17 protein-coding genes are annotated in these 16,403 nt (G+C 64.8%); 9 read left to right on the plus strand and 8 right to left on the minus strand.

Going from position 1 to position 16,403, the window contains the following annotated elements; translation table 11 throughout:
• Window positions 1–42: 42 nt before the first annotated feature.
• The gene (locus J5251_RS05445; RefSeq protein WP_139003978.1) at window positions 43–606 is read right to left on the minus strand and encodes a TetR/AcrR family transcriptional regulator; all 564 of its coding nucleotides are present in this window, start codon (window positions 604–606) and stop codon (window positions 43–45) included.
• Window positions 607–682: 76 nt separating this feature from the next.
• Here J5251_RS05445 and J5251_RS05450 point away from each other — a divergent pair, with 76 nt between their 5' ends.
• Window positions 683–1,177: a DUF4188 domain-containing protein gene (locus J5251_RS05450; protein ID WP_139003979.1), complete on the plus strand. Its 495-nt coding sequence runs from the start codon at window positions 683–685 to the stop codon at window positions 1,175–1,177.
• A 23-nt stretch (window positions 1,178–1,200) separates the two neighbouring features.
• On the opposite strand, the gene J5251_RS05455 is transcribed toward J5251_RS05450, so the two are convergent.
• The 3 genes from J5251_RS05455 to J5251_RS05465 form a co-directional block, all read right to left on the minus strand.
• Window positions 1,201–2,106: an oxygenase MpaB family protein gene (locus J5251_RS05455; RefSeq protein WP_139003980.1), complete on the minus strand. Its 906-nt coding sequence runs from the start codon at window positions 2,104–2,106 to the stop codon at window positions 1,201–1,203.
• Between the two features lie 154 nt (window positions 2,107–2,260).
• Entirely contained in the window at window positions 2,261–3,289 is a 1,029-nt protein-coding gene (locus J5251_RS05460) for an isopenicillin N synthase family dioxygenase (RefSeq protein WP_139003981.1), read from the minus strand.
• Window positions 3,290–3,389: 100 nt separating this feature from the next.
• The gene (locus J5251_RS05465; RefSeq protein WP_139003982.1) at window positions 3,390–4,301 is read right to left on the minus strand and encodes a hypothetical protein; all 912 of its coding nucleotides are present in this window, start codon (window positions 4,299–4,301) and stop codon (window positions 3,390–3,392) included.
• A gap of 365 nt (window positions 4,302–4,666) precedes the next feature.
• Here J5251_RS05465 and J5251_RS20275 point away from each other — a divergent pair, with 365 nt between their 5' ends.
• The 5 genes from J5251_RS20275 (at window position 4,667) to J5251_RS05490 (ending at window position 9,372) form a co-directional block, all read left to right on the plus strand.
• Window positions 4,667–5,092 (plus strand): hypothetical protein, encoded by a 426-nt coding sequence (locus J5251_RS20275; RefSeq protein ID WP_244250806.1) that lies wholly within the window; start codon window positions 4,667–4,669, stop codon window positions 5,090–5,092.
• Complete coding sequence (locus tag J5251_RS05475; RefSeq protein ID WP_139003983.1) at window positions 5,085–6,668, plus strand: multicopper oxidase domain-containing protein; 1,584 nt, start codon at window positions 5,085–5,087, stop codon at window positions 6,666–6,668. Before J5251_RS20275 ends, J5251_RS05475 begins: the two co-directional genes overlap by 8 nt.
• The gene (locus J5251_RS20280; RefSeq protein ID WP_244250807.1) at window positions 6,665–8,332 is read left to right on the plus strand and encodes a multicopper oxidase domain-containing protein; all 1,668 of its coding nucleotides are present in this window, start codon (window positions 6,665–6,667) and stop codon (window positions 8,330–8,332) included. Before J5251_RS05475 ends, J5251_RS20280 begins: the two co-directional genes overlap by 4 nt.
• 73 nt (window positions 8,333–8,405) lie before the next feature.
• Window positions 8,406–8,705, plus strand: a complete 300-nt coding sequence (locus J5251_RS05485) for a type II toxin-antitoxin system VapB family antitoxin (RefSeq protein ID WP_074700083.1) — start codon at window positions 8,406–8,408, stop codon at window positions 8,703–8,705.
• Window positions 8,698–9,372 (plus strand): LytR C-terminal domain-containing protein, encoded by a 675-nt coding sequence (locus tag J5251_RS05490; RefSeq protein ID WP_208575428.1) that lies wholly within the window; start codon window positions 8,698–8,700, stop codon window positions 9,370–9,372. The genes J5251_RS05485 and J5251_RS05490 overlap by 8 nt, the downstream gene beginning before the upstream one ends.
• Before the next feature lie 3 nt (window positions 9,373–9,375).
• Here J5251_RS05490 and J5251_RS05495 read toward each other — a convergent pair whose 3' ends face one another.
• The 3 genes from J5251_RS05495 to J5251_RS05505 all read right to left on the minus strand — a co-directional run bounded on the left by J5251_RS05495 (window position 9,376) and on the right by J5251_RS05505 (window position 12,832).
• Complete coding sequence (locus J5251_RS05495) at window positions 9,376–10,590, minus strand: MFS transporter (RefSeq protein ID WP_139003985.1); 1,215 nt, start codon at window positions 10,588–10,590, stop codon at window positions 9,376–9,378.
• A 78-nt stretch (window positions 10,591–10,668) separates the two neighbouring features.
• The gene (locus J5251_RS05500) at window positions 10,669–11,370 is read right to left on the minus strand and encodes a DsbA family oxidoreductase (protein ID WP_208576056.1); all 702 of its coding nucleotides are present in this window, start codon (window positions 11,368–11,370) and stop codon (window positions 10,669–10,671) included.
• Between the two features lie 16 nt (window positions 11,371–11,386).
• On the minus strand, window positions 11,387–12,832 hold the full coding sequence (locus J5251_RS05505) for an amino acid permease (RefSeq protein ID WP_139003986.1): 1,446 nt from the start codon (window positions 12,830–12,832) through the stop codon (window positions 11,387–11,389).
• Between the two features lie 147 nt (window positions 12,833–12,979).
• Between J5251_RS05505 and J5251_RS05510 the strand changes: the two genes are divergently transcribed.
• The 3 genes from J5251_RS05510 to J5251_RS05520 all read left to right on the plus strand — a co-directional run bounded on the left by J5251_RS05510 (window position 12,980) and on the right by J5251_RS05520 (window position 14,539).
• Window positions 12,980–13,630, plus strand: a complete 651-nt coding sequence (locus tag J5251_RS05510) for a CG0192-related protein (RefSeq protein WP_208575429.1) — start codon at window positions 12,980–12,982, stop codon at window positions 13,628–13,630.
• Window positions 13,631–13,695: 65 nt separating this feature from the next.
• Window positions 13,696–14,028 (plus strand): ArsR/SmtB family transcription factor, encoded by a 333-nt coding sequence (locus J5251_RS05515; RefSeq protein WP_074700080.1) that lies wholly within the window; start codon window positions 13,696–13,698, stop codon window positions 14,026–14,028.
• 13 nt (window positions 14,029–14,041) lie between these two features.
• A complete protein-coding gene (locus tag J5251_RS05520) occupies window positions 14,042–14,539 on the plus strand; it encodes an SRPBCC family protein (protein WP_139003988.1) in 498 nt (165 codons plus the stop codon).
• 209 nt (window positions 14,540–14,748) lie between these two features.
• On the opposite strand, the gene aceB is transcribed toward J5251_RS05520, so the two are convergent.
• Window positions 14,749–16,383, minus strand: coding sequence for a malate synthase A (gene aceB / locus J5251_RS05525; protein WP_208575430.1), 1,635 nt, complete (start codon window positions 16,381–16,383; stop codon window positions 14,749–14,751).
• Window positions 16,384–16,403 lie beyond the last annotated feature (20 nt).

The raw sequence follows: 16,403 nt of genomic DNA on the forward strand, positions 1-16,403 counted from the left end.
TGTGGCGGGGCTTTTTTCTTTAACTCCCAGCCGCCGGCCAGGTTAGACGGGGTAGGTGCGCTCGATGGCGCGCAGGGCTGTTTCGTAGGCGGCGGCCCAGTCGGTGCCGGGGACGTTTGCGAGTTCCAAGCTGACGAGTCCGTGGACCTGACCCCAGATGGCGGCGGCAACCAGCGGTACGGACTCCTCGGAGCCGGCCGCGGCGAGAGCTTTGCCCACTGCCTCGTACAGGGGCTGTATGGCATTCGAGGATGCGTCCGGACTTGGTTCGCAAGGGATCTGCGCGGCTGTGGAGCCGAACATCAGCGTGTAGAACGCCGGGTGCTCCAGCGCCCATTGGCGGTAAGCCCTGCCCAATGCCGCCAAGCCCCCGGGGGAGGCGGCGCGCTGGGAATCCCCGAAGGAGCGGAAGGCGTCGTCGACCACCGCCGTCAGCAACTGCGACTTACCGCCGAAAAGGGAGTAGACCGCCGTCGTCGATGTGGCGGCTGCGGCTGCGACATCGCGCAACGCCACCCGGCTGGGGCCCTGTTCGGCCATGAGGTTTGCCGTCGTTTCGATGAGCCGCTGCCGCAGGTCGGAATCATAAACAGTAGGTCTTGCCATAGCTCCCATTGTTCCATAACATTGTTTTATAACGTCGTTATTAAATAAATCGGCAACAAGAACGTAGGAGAAGGCCATGGGCCAGGGCATCATTCCCGGAAGATTTACCGCGGTCCCGGAGACAGAGACCGTGACAGTTTTCCTGATCGGTATGCGGGCCAACCGCTGGTGGAAATTCGGCAAACTGCTGCCCATGTCTACGGCCATGGCGCGCATGCTCAACCATCTGGTGGCCACGCCGGAAGCGGGGCTGCTGGGCTTCCATTCGTGGTTCGGCAGGACCACCATCATGCTCAGCTACTGGGAAAGTCCCGAGCACATCCAGCGCTTCGCCACGGATCGGACGGCCCCGCATCTTGAACCCTGGCGGAAGTTCATGCGGGAATCGGCCGGCAGCGGCGACATCGGCGTGTGGCATGAGACCTACCAAGTCGCCGTGCGCGACCAGGAGTCCGTTTACAGCGATATGCCGCCGTTCGGCTTGGGCGCAGCGACCAAGAGCGCACCGATCGGGCGCGGCAGCAATACCGCGCGGCAGCGGCTGGGCAGGCAGAAGCCGGCCAAGGTCTGAGGCTTTGCGAACCGGACTGGGACTTAGGCATTCTGCTGGGACAGCCGGGAGATCCGGTGGCGGGCAGAAATTTCGCTCGGTGGTTTCCGTCCGAGCCCCAGCCGCACGAATGCCAGCACCAACCGGGTGGCCGCACGCACCGGAAGCGGGAAGGGCCCAAGCGAAGATTTCTTCAGGCCGAGCAGTTCCAAATAGTACGGTTCCAGCGTGTCGACCGCGCCGGCGAACAGGATCCGGTAGCCGAGCCGTTGGGAGCGGGGGAGCGGCGGGCGGCGGATGAACTCCACCGCCTCCGCCACCTTGGCGTCATGCAGCAGTTCCGGGCGGAAGGCGGCCAGCCGCTCATCCAGTTCCGCTCGGTTTCGGGGTGGATGGGGAACCTGCATCAGCTCTCCGGCCTTGGCCCACTCGGCGACGTACTGGTCGTGGCCACCCGGTATCGGTTTTCCATATGCGGTGTGTGCGGCGAGGAAGGCCTCGACGAAGGCCAGATGTACCCAGCTGAGCAGGTCAGGATCATTGGCGTAGTAGCTGCGCGTTTCTCCGCGGGCATCCGTGTAGGTGCCGCGGACCCTTTCGTGCAGTTTCAGGATGCGCTCGCAGGCTGTATACGCCGAGGTCTTGTCGCCATAGGTGACCGTCATGATCCAGCGGCTGGTGGATGCCAGCCGGACCAGCGGCCGTTCGCGGTACATGGAGAAATCGTCCACGCCGGCCAACGCGCCCGGATGCAGAGATTGCACGAGCAGCGCCCTGATCCCTCCGACCAGCGTGGTCACGGAGCCGTGTACAGCCCAGACGGCCGAACCCGGGGCAAAGAAACCTTCGTCCTTCCCCGCGGCGAGATCCAGGGCCCACTGCGGCACCTCCCCGTTGGTGGCCGACAACGTCCGCCGGAGCTCACGCCGCAGTGCCTTGAGTGCGCCCATGACTTCATTATTGAACGGGCGGCAGCAACTGTCATCGCCGTCGGGCGGATTGGCCTGGATAACAAAAGCACGACGCCGGGTGACCGGCGAATCTGAGCCGGGCACCCGGCGTCGTACGCAGGTTATCGAAGCGCCGGGAAGACGGCGCGGGAAGCTACTTGGCGAGCAGCTCGGGGTAGTACTTTTCCGTCACGTCCGGATGGGCGCGCGCGCGTCCCTTGAGCATGTTGGCACCGAACTGGGCCAGCATCGGGTTGTTCGGATCGTCCGAGAGGCCGCGGGATTCGGACTTCAGCTCGTCCGGCAGCGGGATCGGGTCGATCACGGCGTCCAGGCGCGGGGACCAGAAGAACGGTACCGAGTAGCGGTCCACGCCGGGCGGCGGGGCCTGCACGCGGTGGATCGTGGCGGTGATGTAGCCTTCCGTGGCCACCTCCAGCATCTCGCCCAGGTTAACCACCAGCGCGCCTTCGATCGGCTCGACCGGCAGCCATTCGGTGGTGCCGGGAGGCTGGACCTCAAGGCCGCCGACCTGGTCCTGCAGCAGCAGCGTGATGAAGCCGTAGTCGGCGTGGATGCCCACGCCTTGGTCCCCGGCATCCTCCACGACGCCGCCGACGTAGTGCACCAGCTTGCCCATCCAGTGCGGGCTGCCGGAATACGCTGCGTCGAAATAGTCCTCGGGCAGGCCGAGGCCTACGCCGATGCCGGAGAGCAGTTCCCGGCCCACGGTGGACATCAGGTCCGCCCAAGCCATGGCCCTCTCGCGCAGATCCGGCTGTACCTGGTCCGGCCACTGGTTCGGGCCGCGCAGCAGCCAGTACTTCTGGTCCTCGGAGTAGTCGGTAACAGGTTCGGACTCCGGCGAGTAGTCCAGCTGCTCGCGGGCATCCGCTTTGCCCTGGGTGCGCTCGGTGCCCATCCGCGTGTAGCCGCGGAAATGCGGCGAGTTGCGGTTGTCCAGCTTCAACCGTTCCTCGAGCGGCAGGTTGAAGAAGCGCTTCATGGCGTCGAAGAGCTCCGCCACCTGGTGCTCGCCGGCGCCGTAGCCGGTGATCTGGAAGAAGCCGACCCGGTGGGCGGCGTCGCGCAGCTGGTCGACGAAGACGGGGTTGAAAGAGCCGTCCTCGAGGCGTGCAGTTCGGAGGTCTAGAACAGGTATGGTCCCCTGGTTGTTTGACATGCTCGCAGACTAGCACTCGTCATACTTGACATCCGCGCGTCGGTTACGAAATGTGTTTTTCTGTCCCAGTCCGGGCCCAGTCTCCGCCGTTGGGCGGGCTTTAGAGCGTCTTGGCAATGGCGGCCCAGGTGCGCAGGAAAGCGCCGCCGGAATACTCGTGGATGGATTCCGGAAAGCCCAGGTGCGCGGCGGTCAGCACCGGGTACGGCTTCTGCGGGATGCCGTCTGCGGGGCGCACGTCCACGTGGACCACCGCGTGTCCGTTGTGGTGCAGGGTGTCAGCCATCGCGTAGTCGGTGCGGGAATCGCCCATGGTCCGCCACGCGTGCGGGATGACGCCCTCCGCCGCGAGCATTTCCAGGGCACGCTGGGCGCCGAGGTCCTTGCCCAGCCGGATCGATTCGATATCGGTAGAGATAATGGTTGGATCCAGCCGGTAGTCCACCTGGTCATCGCTGTCCGGCGCATGGTGGTCCAGCCGGCTGGCACCCAAGTTGAACTTGCCCATCAAAGCCAGTGCCTCGGCGTCGAACTCTTCCTGCAGCTGCCGGTATTCGAGGTTGTCCGCCTCGACGACCTGTTCCACGGAGACCATGGCGTGCTTGGTCTCGTCAAAGAACATGTGGCTGGAGTAGCGGGTTGCTACCAGCTGCCGGATCTCCGCGGCGTAGTCCTGCGGGACGGACAGCGAGCGGTCAACGTGGATGGTGCCAGGGCCCTCTGCGCCGAAACTGAACCAGACCGCGCCCTTCTCGCACACGGCATGGAAACGGACGCCACTGGGGATGCCGGCGGCCAGCATCGGCTCCATGACCTGCTCGCGGATGAAGGCATCCGAGCGGCCGGTATTGAAGACCACCGGCCAGCCTTTCGATGCCATGGTCAGCAGGGCCTCAAGAATGCTCGTCGGCACTGTACGGCTGACCGGGCTGGCAATCGGACCGTCTACATCAAGCAGGAGACCGATGGGTGGCTGGGCAGGGCGGTGCGGTGTGCCGGCGGTGAGAGTCATGCTCTCATTATCTCAATCCGCCTCGCTGAGTCGAAGGCAGCCGGGCGACCCTACGTTTTCTCCAAGGTTTTGACGGCAAGCTGTTGGAACCACACCATCCAGACGTAGTTGGGGATACGGAAATGATGACAGTAGTTGGGGAACATACTGTCGCGCCGGAGTCCGAAGGAACCGAGGTTCCAACGGGCTTGACGCGCAGAGTTTTTGGAGTACTTGTAGGCGCCGGCGTGGCTGGCATTATCGGCGGAGGCAGCCTTCTCTCAGCCTCGAAGAACGCTGCGGATACGGGAGGGATCTCCCGCGGCTCCGGTGTTTGGACATCCTTCGGGAGTGTCCGCATCGTAGCCGCGGAAAGACAGTCGCGGATGCCGCAGACGCCCGGCGCGGGGGGTTCTACCGCGGCCGCTACCGGTGCAGCATCATCCGGCCACGACCATGGCGGCGCAGCCGCGTCCGGCACCCAACCGGCCAACTTCACATGGGGCGACCATGTGGTGCTGCAGCTGGAAGTCCACAACGGCCTGGACCGGCCGGTCCTCTTCTCGCCCGGCCAGCTGCGGCTGAAGGTGGGCCCTGACGGACCCACTGTCACTAACAGGTCATCCGGCGCCGGCAAGGGTGCCCTGGATCCGGGCGCCACGAACAACTTCTGGATCAGCTTCCTGGTGCCCTCCGACATGGAGCAGCTCTCGGCCGAATTCACGGATCCCTGGTCTGACGGCGCGCCGCTGGCCCTGGAACTGCCCACCGTCCTTCGCCGGCCCGGATGGCTGGAGAACAATCATGGCTGAGTTCGAAAACAACGGCCAGCAAAACGACGACGGCGGGGCCCTCCTGGGCGAGGACGCGCCGGTGAGCCGCTGGAGCTTTGTGAAATACGGGGCTGCCGCGGGGCTTGGCGCGCTGGCGCTGGCCGGTGCGCAGCCGGCCTATGCGCGGACCGCGACGCCGACCGAAGAGGCTGTGGCACCCGAGCCCACCGAGCTAGCGACAGGTCTGGCGACCGGCGTGGCTACTGAAGAGGCTGAGGAGCTGGAGCCGACCGACGGGGCGACCGACGAAGCTGAGGACCTGGAGCCCACCGACGAGGCGACCGACGAAGCGGAAGCTCCGGACGCAAAGCTGCTGGAATCGGACCGGGAAGTGCTGGATGTCTATATCAACGAGGGCTACCTCAAGATGGTGGATGACTCGCTGGTCTACTTCCGCGGGTTCGGCGACCGCCCCACGGAGAAGAACGACGCCAATCCCAGCCTCACCATCAAGCCAAAGGTCTTCCTGAAGGACGACACCTGGGTGGACAGCCGGATCTACCCCGTAGGTGCGCCGGAACCGCCACGTGGTACGCCGACGCCGCTGCAGCCGGATCCCGAGAATGCCGGCCAGTACTTGGTCCGCAGGGCCTACTGGGGCAGCTTCATGCCGGAGCGGGTCATCGTTGCCGAAAAGGGCAGCAAGATCAAGCTGCGGGTCCACAACCGGCTGGCCAAGGATCACGAGCTGGCCATCCACGGGGCCGGCGATGACGGCGAAGACGTCAGTACGGGCAAAATCGCGCCAGGTGCGGTGGGAACGCTGGAACTGAAAGCGCCGGAACCGGGGGTCTACATCTACAGCGATCCGGGCAACCAGCCGGTGGAACGGACCCTGGGCCTGTACGGCGCGCTGGTTGTCATGGACCCTTCGGACGCCTGGTGCATCTCGACGGACGGCGCCGAGTTCGAACGCCAGTGGGTCTGGCTTTGCCACTCTATCGATCCGGTGTGGGCAAACATCGAGGCCAAGGGCGGCACCGTGGACCCGGTCCGGCAGAAGGCCGTGCCGCGCTACTTCACGCTCAACGGCCGCAGCGGCTACGAGTCTATGGGCATGACCCGCAACGAGGCATTGAACCGGGCCGCCGATGAGGAGACCACCATTTCCGGGTACCCGCGGCAGTTCGACGCCCGGGAGTTCGCCCAGGGCTCGGTCATCGGCTCACTGCGCGGCGGGCAGTTGGTCCGCGTCGTCAACTGCGGGATTGTCTTCCATCAGATGCACTTCCACGGCAACCATTTGTGGACCGTGCGCTGCGATAACGAGGACTGGAGCCGCGACGAAGGCCATGTGGGTGAGGACGGCTACGTCTGCATCCAGCAGTGGGAAGACGTCATCAAGGTCAGGGGGATGGAATCCAAGGATGCCATCATCCCGATCAAGCGGCCGCCGGACGCGGTCGACAAGGTCTGGGACAACAGGAAAACAGACTGGGCGTACCCCATGCACTGCCACTCCGAATCTTCCCAGACCGCCGCTGGCGGCATGTACCCGGGCGGTCTGACTTCCCACTGGATCATTAAAGCGCCTCTCGAAGGAGCGACATCATGATGGAAACATTGCTCCCGGGCAGAAGGCTGAGCTTCCAGGAGCGGAAGGCCGCCGAAAAGAAGCGGAAGGAAGCCGCGGCGAAGAAGAAGCGGGAACAGGAGGCTCGGCGTAAGCGCGAGGCCGAGGCGAAGAAGCGGGCCGCGGAGGCGAAGAAGAAGCGGGAAGCTGAAGCGAAGAAGCGTGCTGCCGAAGCAAAGCGCAAGGCGGACGAGGCGAAAAAGCGGCGCGAGGCGGAAGCCAAGAAGCGTGCAGAAGAGGCTAAGCGGCGTCGCGAGGAGGATGCACGCCGGAAGCAGGAGGCCGAGGAAAAGCGCCGCCGCGAGGAAGAAGAAGCCAGCAAGCCCAAGCCGCCACCGACTTCGACCACGCCGCCTCCAGTAGACAAGCCCACGGAGCCGACCGAGCCCAAGGACCCGGGGGACAACACCGGGACCGATCCGGAAGAGAACACTGAGCCGACCGAACCGGACGAAGATCCGACGGATGGGGCGGAACCGGATCCCGCGCCGGACCCCGAGCCTGAGCCGGTGCCGGAGCTTCCCGTCGTGGAGGCGGAAGCACGGCACATCTTTGACAGCCAGGTGGACTTCAGCTCGAATCAGAACGAGCAGGATCAACCGGTCACCGAATACAAGATGACCCCAAACATCAGCTACAAGCTCGACTTCTACGGGACCGATCTGAAGTTCGACGATGGCGCCGAAGTAGAGATGTGGAGCTTCGAAACCGACGATCAGCGCAAGTGCTTCCCCGGCCCGCTGATCAGGCCGAAGGAAGGCCAGATTTTCCATGCCAGTTTCAGCCCGAGCAAAGGCAACCACACCATCCACTGGCACGGCATGGAACCGGACCCCCGGAACGACGGCGTGGGGCACACCTCCTTCGAGATCGCCGGAGACTACACCTACCAGTGGCAGCCCCAGAAGGGCACGCCGGGCGACGCAGACTGTGGGACGGCCGGAACCTACTTCTACCACTGCCATGTGAACACCACGCTCCATGTCCAGATGGGCATGTTCGGACCACTCATCATCGATCCGGTCGAGCATCCGGACTTCCCCGTCACGCCTGGCGCCCGGCGGGCATTTGTGGACGGACCGGAATACGACATCGACACCGAAGCGCTCCTGATCCCGTACAGCATGGATACGCGCTGGCACGGCATGAATCACGCCGCCGGTTTGTCGGGCGAGGACGCGGGCCTGAACCACTTCCAGCCCAAACATTTCTATGCGCTGGGAGGGGAGCTGGCGCGCCGTCCCAGCGGGAAGGAAAAGGTCTGGTCAATGAAGTCACTGCGCGCCAACGTGTACAAAGCCGGTGATACTCGCAAGCCGACCCTGCTGCGGCTTCTGAACGCCAACTACCTGCCCACGATGCTGCGGTTCCAGGACAAGTCGGGCAACCCTGTGGCCATGGCCGAGGTCATCGCCCATGACGGCAGGCCGTACCGCGATACGCACGCGAAGGACGGGTCCTCCCCGCCCTGCGGGGCTGCCGGATATCCGATGATGACCAGCGTGCTGGCGTCCGGTTCCGCCGAGCGGTATGACCTGCTGCTCCTTCCACCGGCCGCGGGGGAGTACCAGGTGGTGCTGGACTTCAAGGACTGGATCACCGACGAGGTGATCGGCCAGCGCATTATCCCGCTGACCGCCTCGTAACCTTTTGGGTACAAGAAGGGCACGCGCCGGATGAAATGTTTCGTTCGGCGCGTGTCTTCTCTACGCTGGATTGGTGATCTTCAAAGCCGTAGGCGACAGCCGCCCATATCCTGACCATGGTTACGAGAGCCCCAAGGACTGGGCCAGCGTACCTCCGCGCCAGGTCCGGCTCGACGAGCTCATCACCACTAAGAGCACGCTCGATCTGGAAGCGCTGCTGGCCGAGGACTCCACGTTCTTCGGCGACCTGTTCCCGCATGTGGTCCAGTGGCAGGGCAAGCTGTACCTCGAAGACGGCCTCCACCGGGCGGTCCGCACCGCCCTGCACCAGCGCGCGGTCCTGCACGCCCGGGTGCTCGTGATCGATGACTAAGCCCTCGAACCTGCCGCAGAAGCCGAAACGGAAACCAGCGGAAACGCTACGCTTGCAGGGCCGCAACATCATCACGGAGGACGACTTGGACGAAGTCTTCCCCGACGACGGCAACGTGGAGAAGCCGGAGATCTACAGCCACCGGAAGATTTTGCACGGTGTTGTCCTGACGCTGCTGGTGGCTCTCATCATTGCCGCCGTCCTTACCGCCCTGGCTGTGGTCCGCGGCGACCTTAAGATCCCGGGGTGGTCCCACACTCCTGCGCCGGAGGCGACGTGCCCTGTAGCCGTGCATGAGTATCCGCCGAACGATTCCATTACTGTCAACGTATATAACGGCACGCAGGAGGAAGGCCTGGCCGGCCAGACTTCCGGCCTGCTTGCCAAACGCGGTTACGAGATCGGCGAAGTAGCCTCGAAGCGCATGAGCCGTACCGGGCTCACCGCCGTCATCATTTCGGGGCCCGCCGGGGAGGCCAACGCGTTCAATCTGCAACGGAACATTCCGGAAACGGAATACGTGGCGGACCAACGCGCCGATGCCAGCGTGGACGTCGTGCTCGGGTCGAAGTTCAAGCAGTTCGTGCCCCCGGACAGCGTGGACCAGACTCCGGGGACCTTGAGCTGCCCGCGGCTCTCGCCCGAACCCGATGAAGTCGCCAAGTAGGTTCTAGGCGGCGCGCGGCGGTCGATGTTTGCGGCCGTGGACCACGTAATAAAGTACGACGGCGGCCAGCACCAGAGCGCCCAGCGAACCGAACATTCCGGGGTAGCCCGTCAGCGGCAGGAGGGCGCCGAGGACCACCGGGCCCACGCCGACCCCCAGGTCGAGCATCAGGTAGAACGTAGATGTTGCCGTGCCGAGGCGCATTTCGGGTGCCTCGGTGACCGCGACGGCCTGGATACTGGGCGTGAGGGAGCCGAAGCCTAAGCCGCTAAGCACTCCGGCCGCGGCGATGGACCAAACGGCTGGCTCGAGGGCGAGCAATCCGAGGCCCACCGCGAAGACCGCCAGCGCCGGATAGATAATGGCGTTGTCGCCCCGGCGGTCGTGGATCCGGCCCACGAACAGGCGGGAGACCAGCACGGCCACCGCGTAGACCAGGAAGAACATGCTCGCTGCGGAGGCGATTCCCTGCTCCAGCGCGTATGAAGTGAGGAAGGCCAGGAAGCCGGAGTAGGCCACGCCGCAGACCAGAATGACCGTCGAGACGGGCAGTGCGCCCGGCTCGAGTACCGCTGCCAGCGAGATCCGTCGCCGGCCGGTTCCCCGTTTCCGCGCGGACCCGGCGCGCCTCCTGGGTAGCTCCGGCAATCGCATGGCGAGGGCGATCAGGAACGCGGCCACCGAGCACGCCGCGCAGAAGAAGAACAGTCCAGCGTAATTGCCGCCGGCCGAAAGCAGCACGGCCAGGAACGGTCCCAGCGCAATGGACAATGTGGTGGACAAGCCGAAGTAGCCGGTCCCCTCGCTCCGCCGGGCCGGTGGGATCAGCGCCTGCACCGAGGCCGCCACGGCGGTGCTGCCCGCGCCGAACGCCATGCCGTGGATGATGCGCAGCGCCAGCAGCAAGGGCAGCGAGCCCGCCGGAATGTAGAGCAGGGAGGCGGCTACGAAGACCAGCAGGGCCGCCAGCAGCAACCGGCGCCGGCCCACCACATCGAGCAGCCAGCCGGCGAAAATCCGGGCGAACACGGAACCGATAATGAAAGAGCTGGAGGCCAGGCCGGCCAGCGTGTCCGAGGCGCGGAAGCGCTCCACCGCGTAAAGCGCCATCGAGGTCATCAGCAGGTAGAAGACCATCGAGATGAACAGGTTGACGGCGATCGCGAGAACGAAGTCCTTGGTCCAGAGCCTTCCGGATTGCCGGCCGCTCCCGCTCATGAACTGTTCCCTTCGCCCACACGCTGATGGGCCGGGAAAGCTCCCGGCCCATCAGCAATTATTCCCGGTCAGATGCGGTTAGTTGCAGCCGTCCGGGCCGCAGGTGGCGCCGTCGTCGTTGTTTCCGGAGAGCACGGTGAGCGGATTGCGTTCCGCCCAGGCCTGCGCCAGCGCCTGGCTGAAGCTTTCGGTGGGCTGGGCGCCCGAGATGCCGTACTTGCGGTCCAGCACGAAGAACGGCACGCCGGTCACGCCGAGCGCACGGGCCTCGGCGATGTCCGCCTGCACGTCCTCGGCGTAGCGGTCGCCCTCGAGCGCCGCGCGGATTTCCGCCTCATCCAGACCAAGTACGACGCCGGTGCGCACCAGATACTCCACGTCGCCGATGTCTTCGCCGTGTTCGAAATGGCCGGAGAGCAGCGCTTCCTTGGCCTGTGCGTCCAGGTTGTGGGCCTTGGCCAGGTGCAGGAAGCGGTGCGCGGTGAAGCTGTTGGCTACCACGATCTTGTCGAAATCGTAGTCCAGGCCTTCACCCGCAGCCTGCTCCGTGACATGCGCGAACATCTGGCGGACCTGCTCCTGCGGCATGCCCTTCATCTGGCTCAGGTACTCGGTCTCCGTGCCGTCATAGTGCGCCTGCAGGGTGGGGTCCAGCTGGTAGCTGCGCCACTGGACGTCAATCTGGTCCTTGTGCTCGAACTTCTCGAGGGCTTTCTCGAAACGGCGCTTTCCGATGAAGCACCAGGGGCAGGCAATGTCGGACCAGATCTCAATCTTCATGGACACGTCAACATTCCTAGCGGTCGATGTATTCCGGCTGGACGGTGCCGGTGGCGGGCCCGGTTCCCGTCCCGGTCTCGTCCACCAGCTCGGCCCGCACATGTCCCTTGCCCTTGATCCCGACGTGGTACGCCACGAACAGCACCGCGATCCATGCCACCCCGACAACCAGCGCCACGCGGGTGCCCGGCATGATGCCCAGCAGCACCACCACGAACACCATGAATGCCAGTGCAGCGTAGGACGCCACCGGCCAGAACGGCACCGCAAACTCGGAGGCCGGTAGCTTCTTCCGCGCAATCTCGCGCTTCATGGCGATGTGCGAGAGCAGGATCATCAGCCACACCCACACGGTGGCGAAGGTGGCGATCGAGGCGATGATCAGGAACAGGGACTCGGGCAGCAACGCATTGAGTACGACGCCGACCAGCAGCACCGCTGTCATCGTCGCCACCGTCATCCACGGCACGCCGTGACGGGAGATCTTCGCGAACGACGCCGGCGCGTGGCCCTGCTGCGCCAGCCCGTACATCATCCTGCCGGCCCCGAAGGTGTCCGAGTTGATGGCCGAAATCGCGGCAGTGATGACCACGGCGTTCAGGATGTGCGCGGCGGCCGGAATGCCCAGCGCGTCGAAGATCTGCACGAACGGGCTGGTCTCGCCGTCGATCTGGTTCCATGGGAAGATCATCATCAGCACACCGAGCGTGCAGACGTAGAAGAGCAGGATGCGCACCGGCACGGTGTTGATCGCCGCCGGGATGGCCTTCTTCGGGTTCTCCGCCTCGCCCGCGGTAATGCCGATGGTCTCGATCCCGCCGAACGCGAACATCACAATGGAGAAGGAGGCCAGCAGGCCCCAGAACCCGTTGGCGAAGAAACCGCCGGAGGCGAGCATCGTCCCCAGTCCCGGGTTGGCCGCGTCCGGCAGCCCGAAGCCGAACACGACAATCGCGGCGCCGCCGGCGATCATCGCGATAATGGCGGCAACCTTGATGATCGAGAGCCAGAATTCGGTTTCGCCGAACACTTTGACCCGCATCAGGTTCAGCGCCGCGATGAGGCAGACGACGGCGAGGATCCAGATCCAGCGCGGCACGTCCGGGAACCAGAAACCCATGTAGATGCCGAACGCTGTCACGTCCGCGATCGCCACGATCGCCATCTCGAACGCGAAGGTCCAACCGGTGATGAAGCCGGCGAACGGGCCGAGGTAACGGCTCGCATACTGTCCGAAGGAACCGGAAACCGGGTGCCGCACGGCCATCTCGCCCAAGGCCCGCATGACCAGGAAGACCGCGGCTCCGCCGATCGCGTAGGCCAGCAGGACGGCCGGACCGGCAGCCTGGATGGCGGCCGCTGAGCCGTAGAACAGTCCGGTGCCGATGGCCGAACCGAGGGCCATGAACCGGATGTGGCGGACCGTCAGGCCGCGCGCAAGTGCCTGGGCAAATTGTGCCATGGGAAACGTACCTAGTTTCACGAAAGGGAAGGGCCGGAAAGAAAAAGCGGCCGGTTAATCTTACGCCCGCGCGGTCGGGCCAATCTCACACTGAGCGGTTCCAGTGGCCAACCCCACAGCGCAAAGGAAGTCTCGTACGCTTCTGGAATGGCCATTATTTACGACGCAGTCCTGAATCCCTCAAAAATCGACCTCCTGGCATCATGGTTGCCGGATCAGCCGTGGTTCCCGCAGCTAGGGGAGCAGCGTTCGGAGCCAGGGGAGCAGCCGGCGTTGCAGCCCATCGGTGCGTACCGCTTCGACGACCCGACCGGCGACGTCGGCATGGAAGTCCACCTGCTGCGCCTCGAGGACGGCACCATCCTGCAAGTGCCGCTGACCTACCGAGGTACGCCGCTGGACGGCGCCGAACCGTGGCTCGCCGGCACCATGGAACACTCTGTGCTCGGTAAGCGCTGGGTCTACGACGGCTGCGGCGACCCGGTCTTCGCGGCAGCGCTCGCCACGGCGATCCTGCAGGGCGGCACCGAGGCCGAACAGTTCCTCGATGTGGACGGCAAGCTCGACCCCCTCGAGCGCACGGTCACCGTGCGCGGCAGCGGCGCTCCCGGCACCGAGGTCCCGCAAATTACGACGGCGGTGCCCGCTACCGTGGGTGCGGTTACCACCATCACTGCCGGACTGCTGGCCCTTTCCCTGTACCGCATCCCCGTAGCTGATGAACCAGGCACGCACGGGAACACCCTCACCGGCAGCTGGGGCGATCATCCTCCGGTTGTTCTGGCCTCCATTCCGTAACTCCCCAATTTTCGGCAGACACTGCCTATTGACCCTGCTGCCAGGGAGGACTAATCTACAACCAAATGGTTGTAGATCAAGTTTCCGATGCCGAGTTGGACCGCCTGTTCCAGGCGCTCGCCGACGCCACCCGCCGCGACATTGTCGCCCGGGTCCTCACCGGCGAGTATTCCGTCTCGGGGCTGGCTGCCGAATACGCCATGAGTTTTGCCGCCGTCCAGAAACATGTGGCGGTGCTGGAACGGGCTTCCCTTGTCACCAAGGAGAAGCGCGGAAGAGAGCAGATGGTGCGGATTCATCTCGAAGGGTTGAGAAGGGCGCGGCGGCTGCTCGATGACTATGAGGAGATCTGGCAGCAGCGTGTTGCCCGGATCGACGACATTCTCGCTGAGGGATAGAAAGGGCACCATCATGCCGGTTATCAGTTCGGAAAAGGACGTCGAAGCGTTGCGCTTCACCATCGTCGCGGAGTTCGACGCAAGTGTTGAGCGCGTCTGGCAGATCTGGGAGGATCCGCGCCAGCTCGAGCGCTGGTGGGGCCCGCCCACCTGGCCCGCCACCTTCGAAAAGCACGAGTTCAAGGCCGGCGGCAAGGCCAACTACTACATGACCGGACCCGAAGGGGAAAAGGCCCGCGGGTGGTGGAAGTTCACCGCCATCGAAGCGCCGAACCGGCTCGAGTTCGACGACGGATTCGCCGACGAGAACTGGGCCCCTGTGGACGACATGGGCATCACCCACGCCTCCGTGACCCTGGAAAATATCGACGGCAAAACCCGAATGACTACGGTTTCTGGTTTCGAGTCCGCCGAGCAGCTGCAGAAGATGCTCGCCATGGGCATGGAAGAAGGAATGAAGGAGGCCATGGGCCAGATTGACGCCGTCATCGCCGCGCCCGCCCCGGCCTGACCCGAAGAGCGCAGAAAGCGATGCCCCGGACCAGCTTGGCCCGGGGCATCGCTCTATTTGAGTGAGTTACTGCTTCCGCACAGCCATCCGGCCCGCCCGGATTTCGGGCGAACTGTGGCGAATGAAGGACCGGACGGCTCTGCGGAAAGTTCAGGCCGGCGGCGGGGAGGCAGTTGCTGGCCGATGGTCCTCCCCGGCCGCCGGACGGATTAGGCGGCGACGAGCTCTTCGCGCTTTTCGTGCAGGTAGCGCTCGTACGCCGGGACGGTGAGGAAGGCCGGGAACTCTTCGCCCAGTGCCACTTCCTCGAAGATCTCGCGTGCGTCGTCGAAGAGGTCGTCTTCGAAACGCGGCAGCTTGGCGAACTCTTCCTCCAGCAACCGCTGCACCCAGTCCAGGCTCACGATCTCGCCCTCATCGGTGATCGCGGACTGGCGGATCCACTGCCAGATCTGCGAGCGGGAGATCTCCGCGGTAGCGGCGTCCTCCATCAGGTTATGGATGGCTACTGCGCCGTTGCCCCGCAGCCAGGACTCGATGTAGCGGATGCCCACCTCGATGTTGGTGCGGATGCCGCGCTCGGTGATCTTTCCCTCCGTGCCGGCGATGTTCAGCAGGCCGCGGTCATCGGGCGTGACGTCGTCGCGCCGGCGGTCGATCTGGTTGGGCCGTTCGCCGAGCACGGAGTCGAACACGTCGCGGGCCACCGGCACCAGGTCCGGGTGCGCCACCCAGGAGCCGTCGAAACCGTCGTTGGCCTCGCGGGTCTTGTCCGCGCGGACCTTTTCCATCGCGATGGAGTTGGCTTCCGGGTCGCGGCGGTTCGGGATGAAGGCCGCCATGCCGCCGATCGCCATGGCGCCGCGGCGGTGGCAGGCGCGCACCAGCTGCTCGGTGTAGGAGCGCATGAACGGAGCGGTCATGGTTACCTGCGTGCGGTCCGGCATCACGTACCGGGCGCCGCGGGTGCGGAAGTTCTTGATCACCGAGAAGATGTAGTCCCAGCGGCCGGCGTTCAGGCCCGAAGCGTGCTCGCGCAGTTCGTAGAGGATCTCCTCCATCTCGAACGCGGCCGTGATGGTTTCGATCAGCACGGTGGCGCGGATGGTGCCCTGGGGGATGTCCAGCATGTCCTGGGCCAGGATGAAGATGTCGTTCCACAGCCGTGCCTCGAGGTGGTTCTCGATCTTCGGCAGGTAGAAGTAGGGGCCACGGCCCTGACTGATCAGCCGCTGGGCGTTGTGGAAGAAGTAGAGGCCGAAGTCCACGATCCCGCCGGCCACCGGCTGGCCGTTGACCAGCATGTGCTTCTCCGGCAGGTGCCAGCCGCGCGGCCGGACCACAATGGTAGGCAAGTCGGTCAGCTGCGTGCCGTGCACCTTGTACTCCTTGCCCTCCGGCGAGGTGAAGTCGATCTTCTTATCCAGCACATCGGTGAGGTTCAGCTGTCCGTTGATGACGTTGGCCCAGGACGGGGTAGAGGAGTCTTCCATGTCCGCGAGCCAGACCTTCGCACCCGAGTTAAGCGCGTTGATGGTCATCTTCTTCTCCACCGGCCCGGTGATTTCCACCCGACGGTCCTCCAGCCCCGGTGCGGGCGGGGCAACCTGCCAGGACTCGTCCTCGCGGATGCCGCGCGTGCCGGGCAGGAACTTCGGGTCGTGGCCCTTGGCGATGCAGCGGCGGCGGTCCTTGCGCAGCTGCAGCAGTTCCTCACGGCGGCCGGCGGTGGCCTTGTGCAGGCGGGCGACGAAGTCCAGTGCCTGCGGGGTCAGGATTTCCTCCTGGCGCCGCACGGGCGTAGCGGTCAGCGTGATGCCGTTCAAGGTGATCGGATCGTTCATGGCACTTACTCCTCAAAGCT

This window comes from Arthrobacter crystallopoietes (assembly GCF_017603825.1).
Taxonomy (GTDB): Bacteria; Actinomycetota; Actinomycetes; order Actinomycetales; family Micrococcaceae; genus Crystallibacter; species Crystallibacter crystallopoietes_B.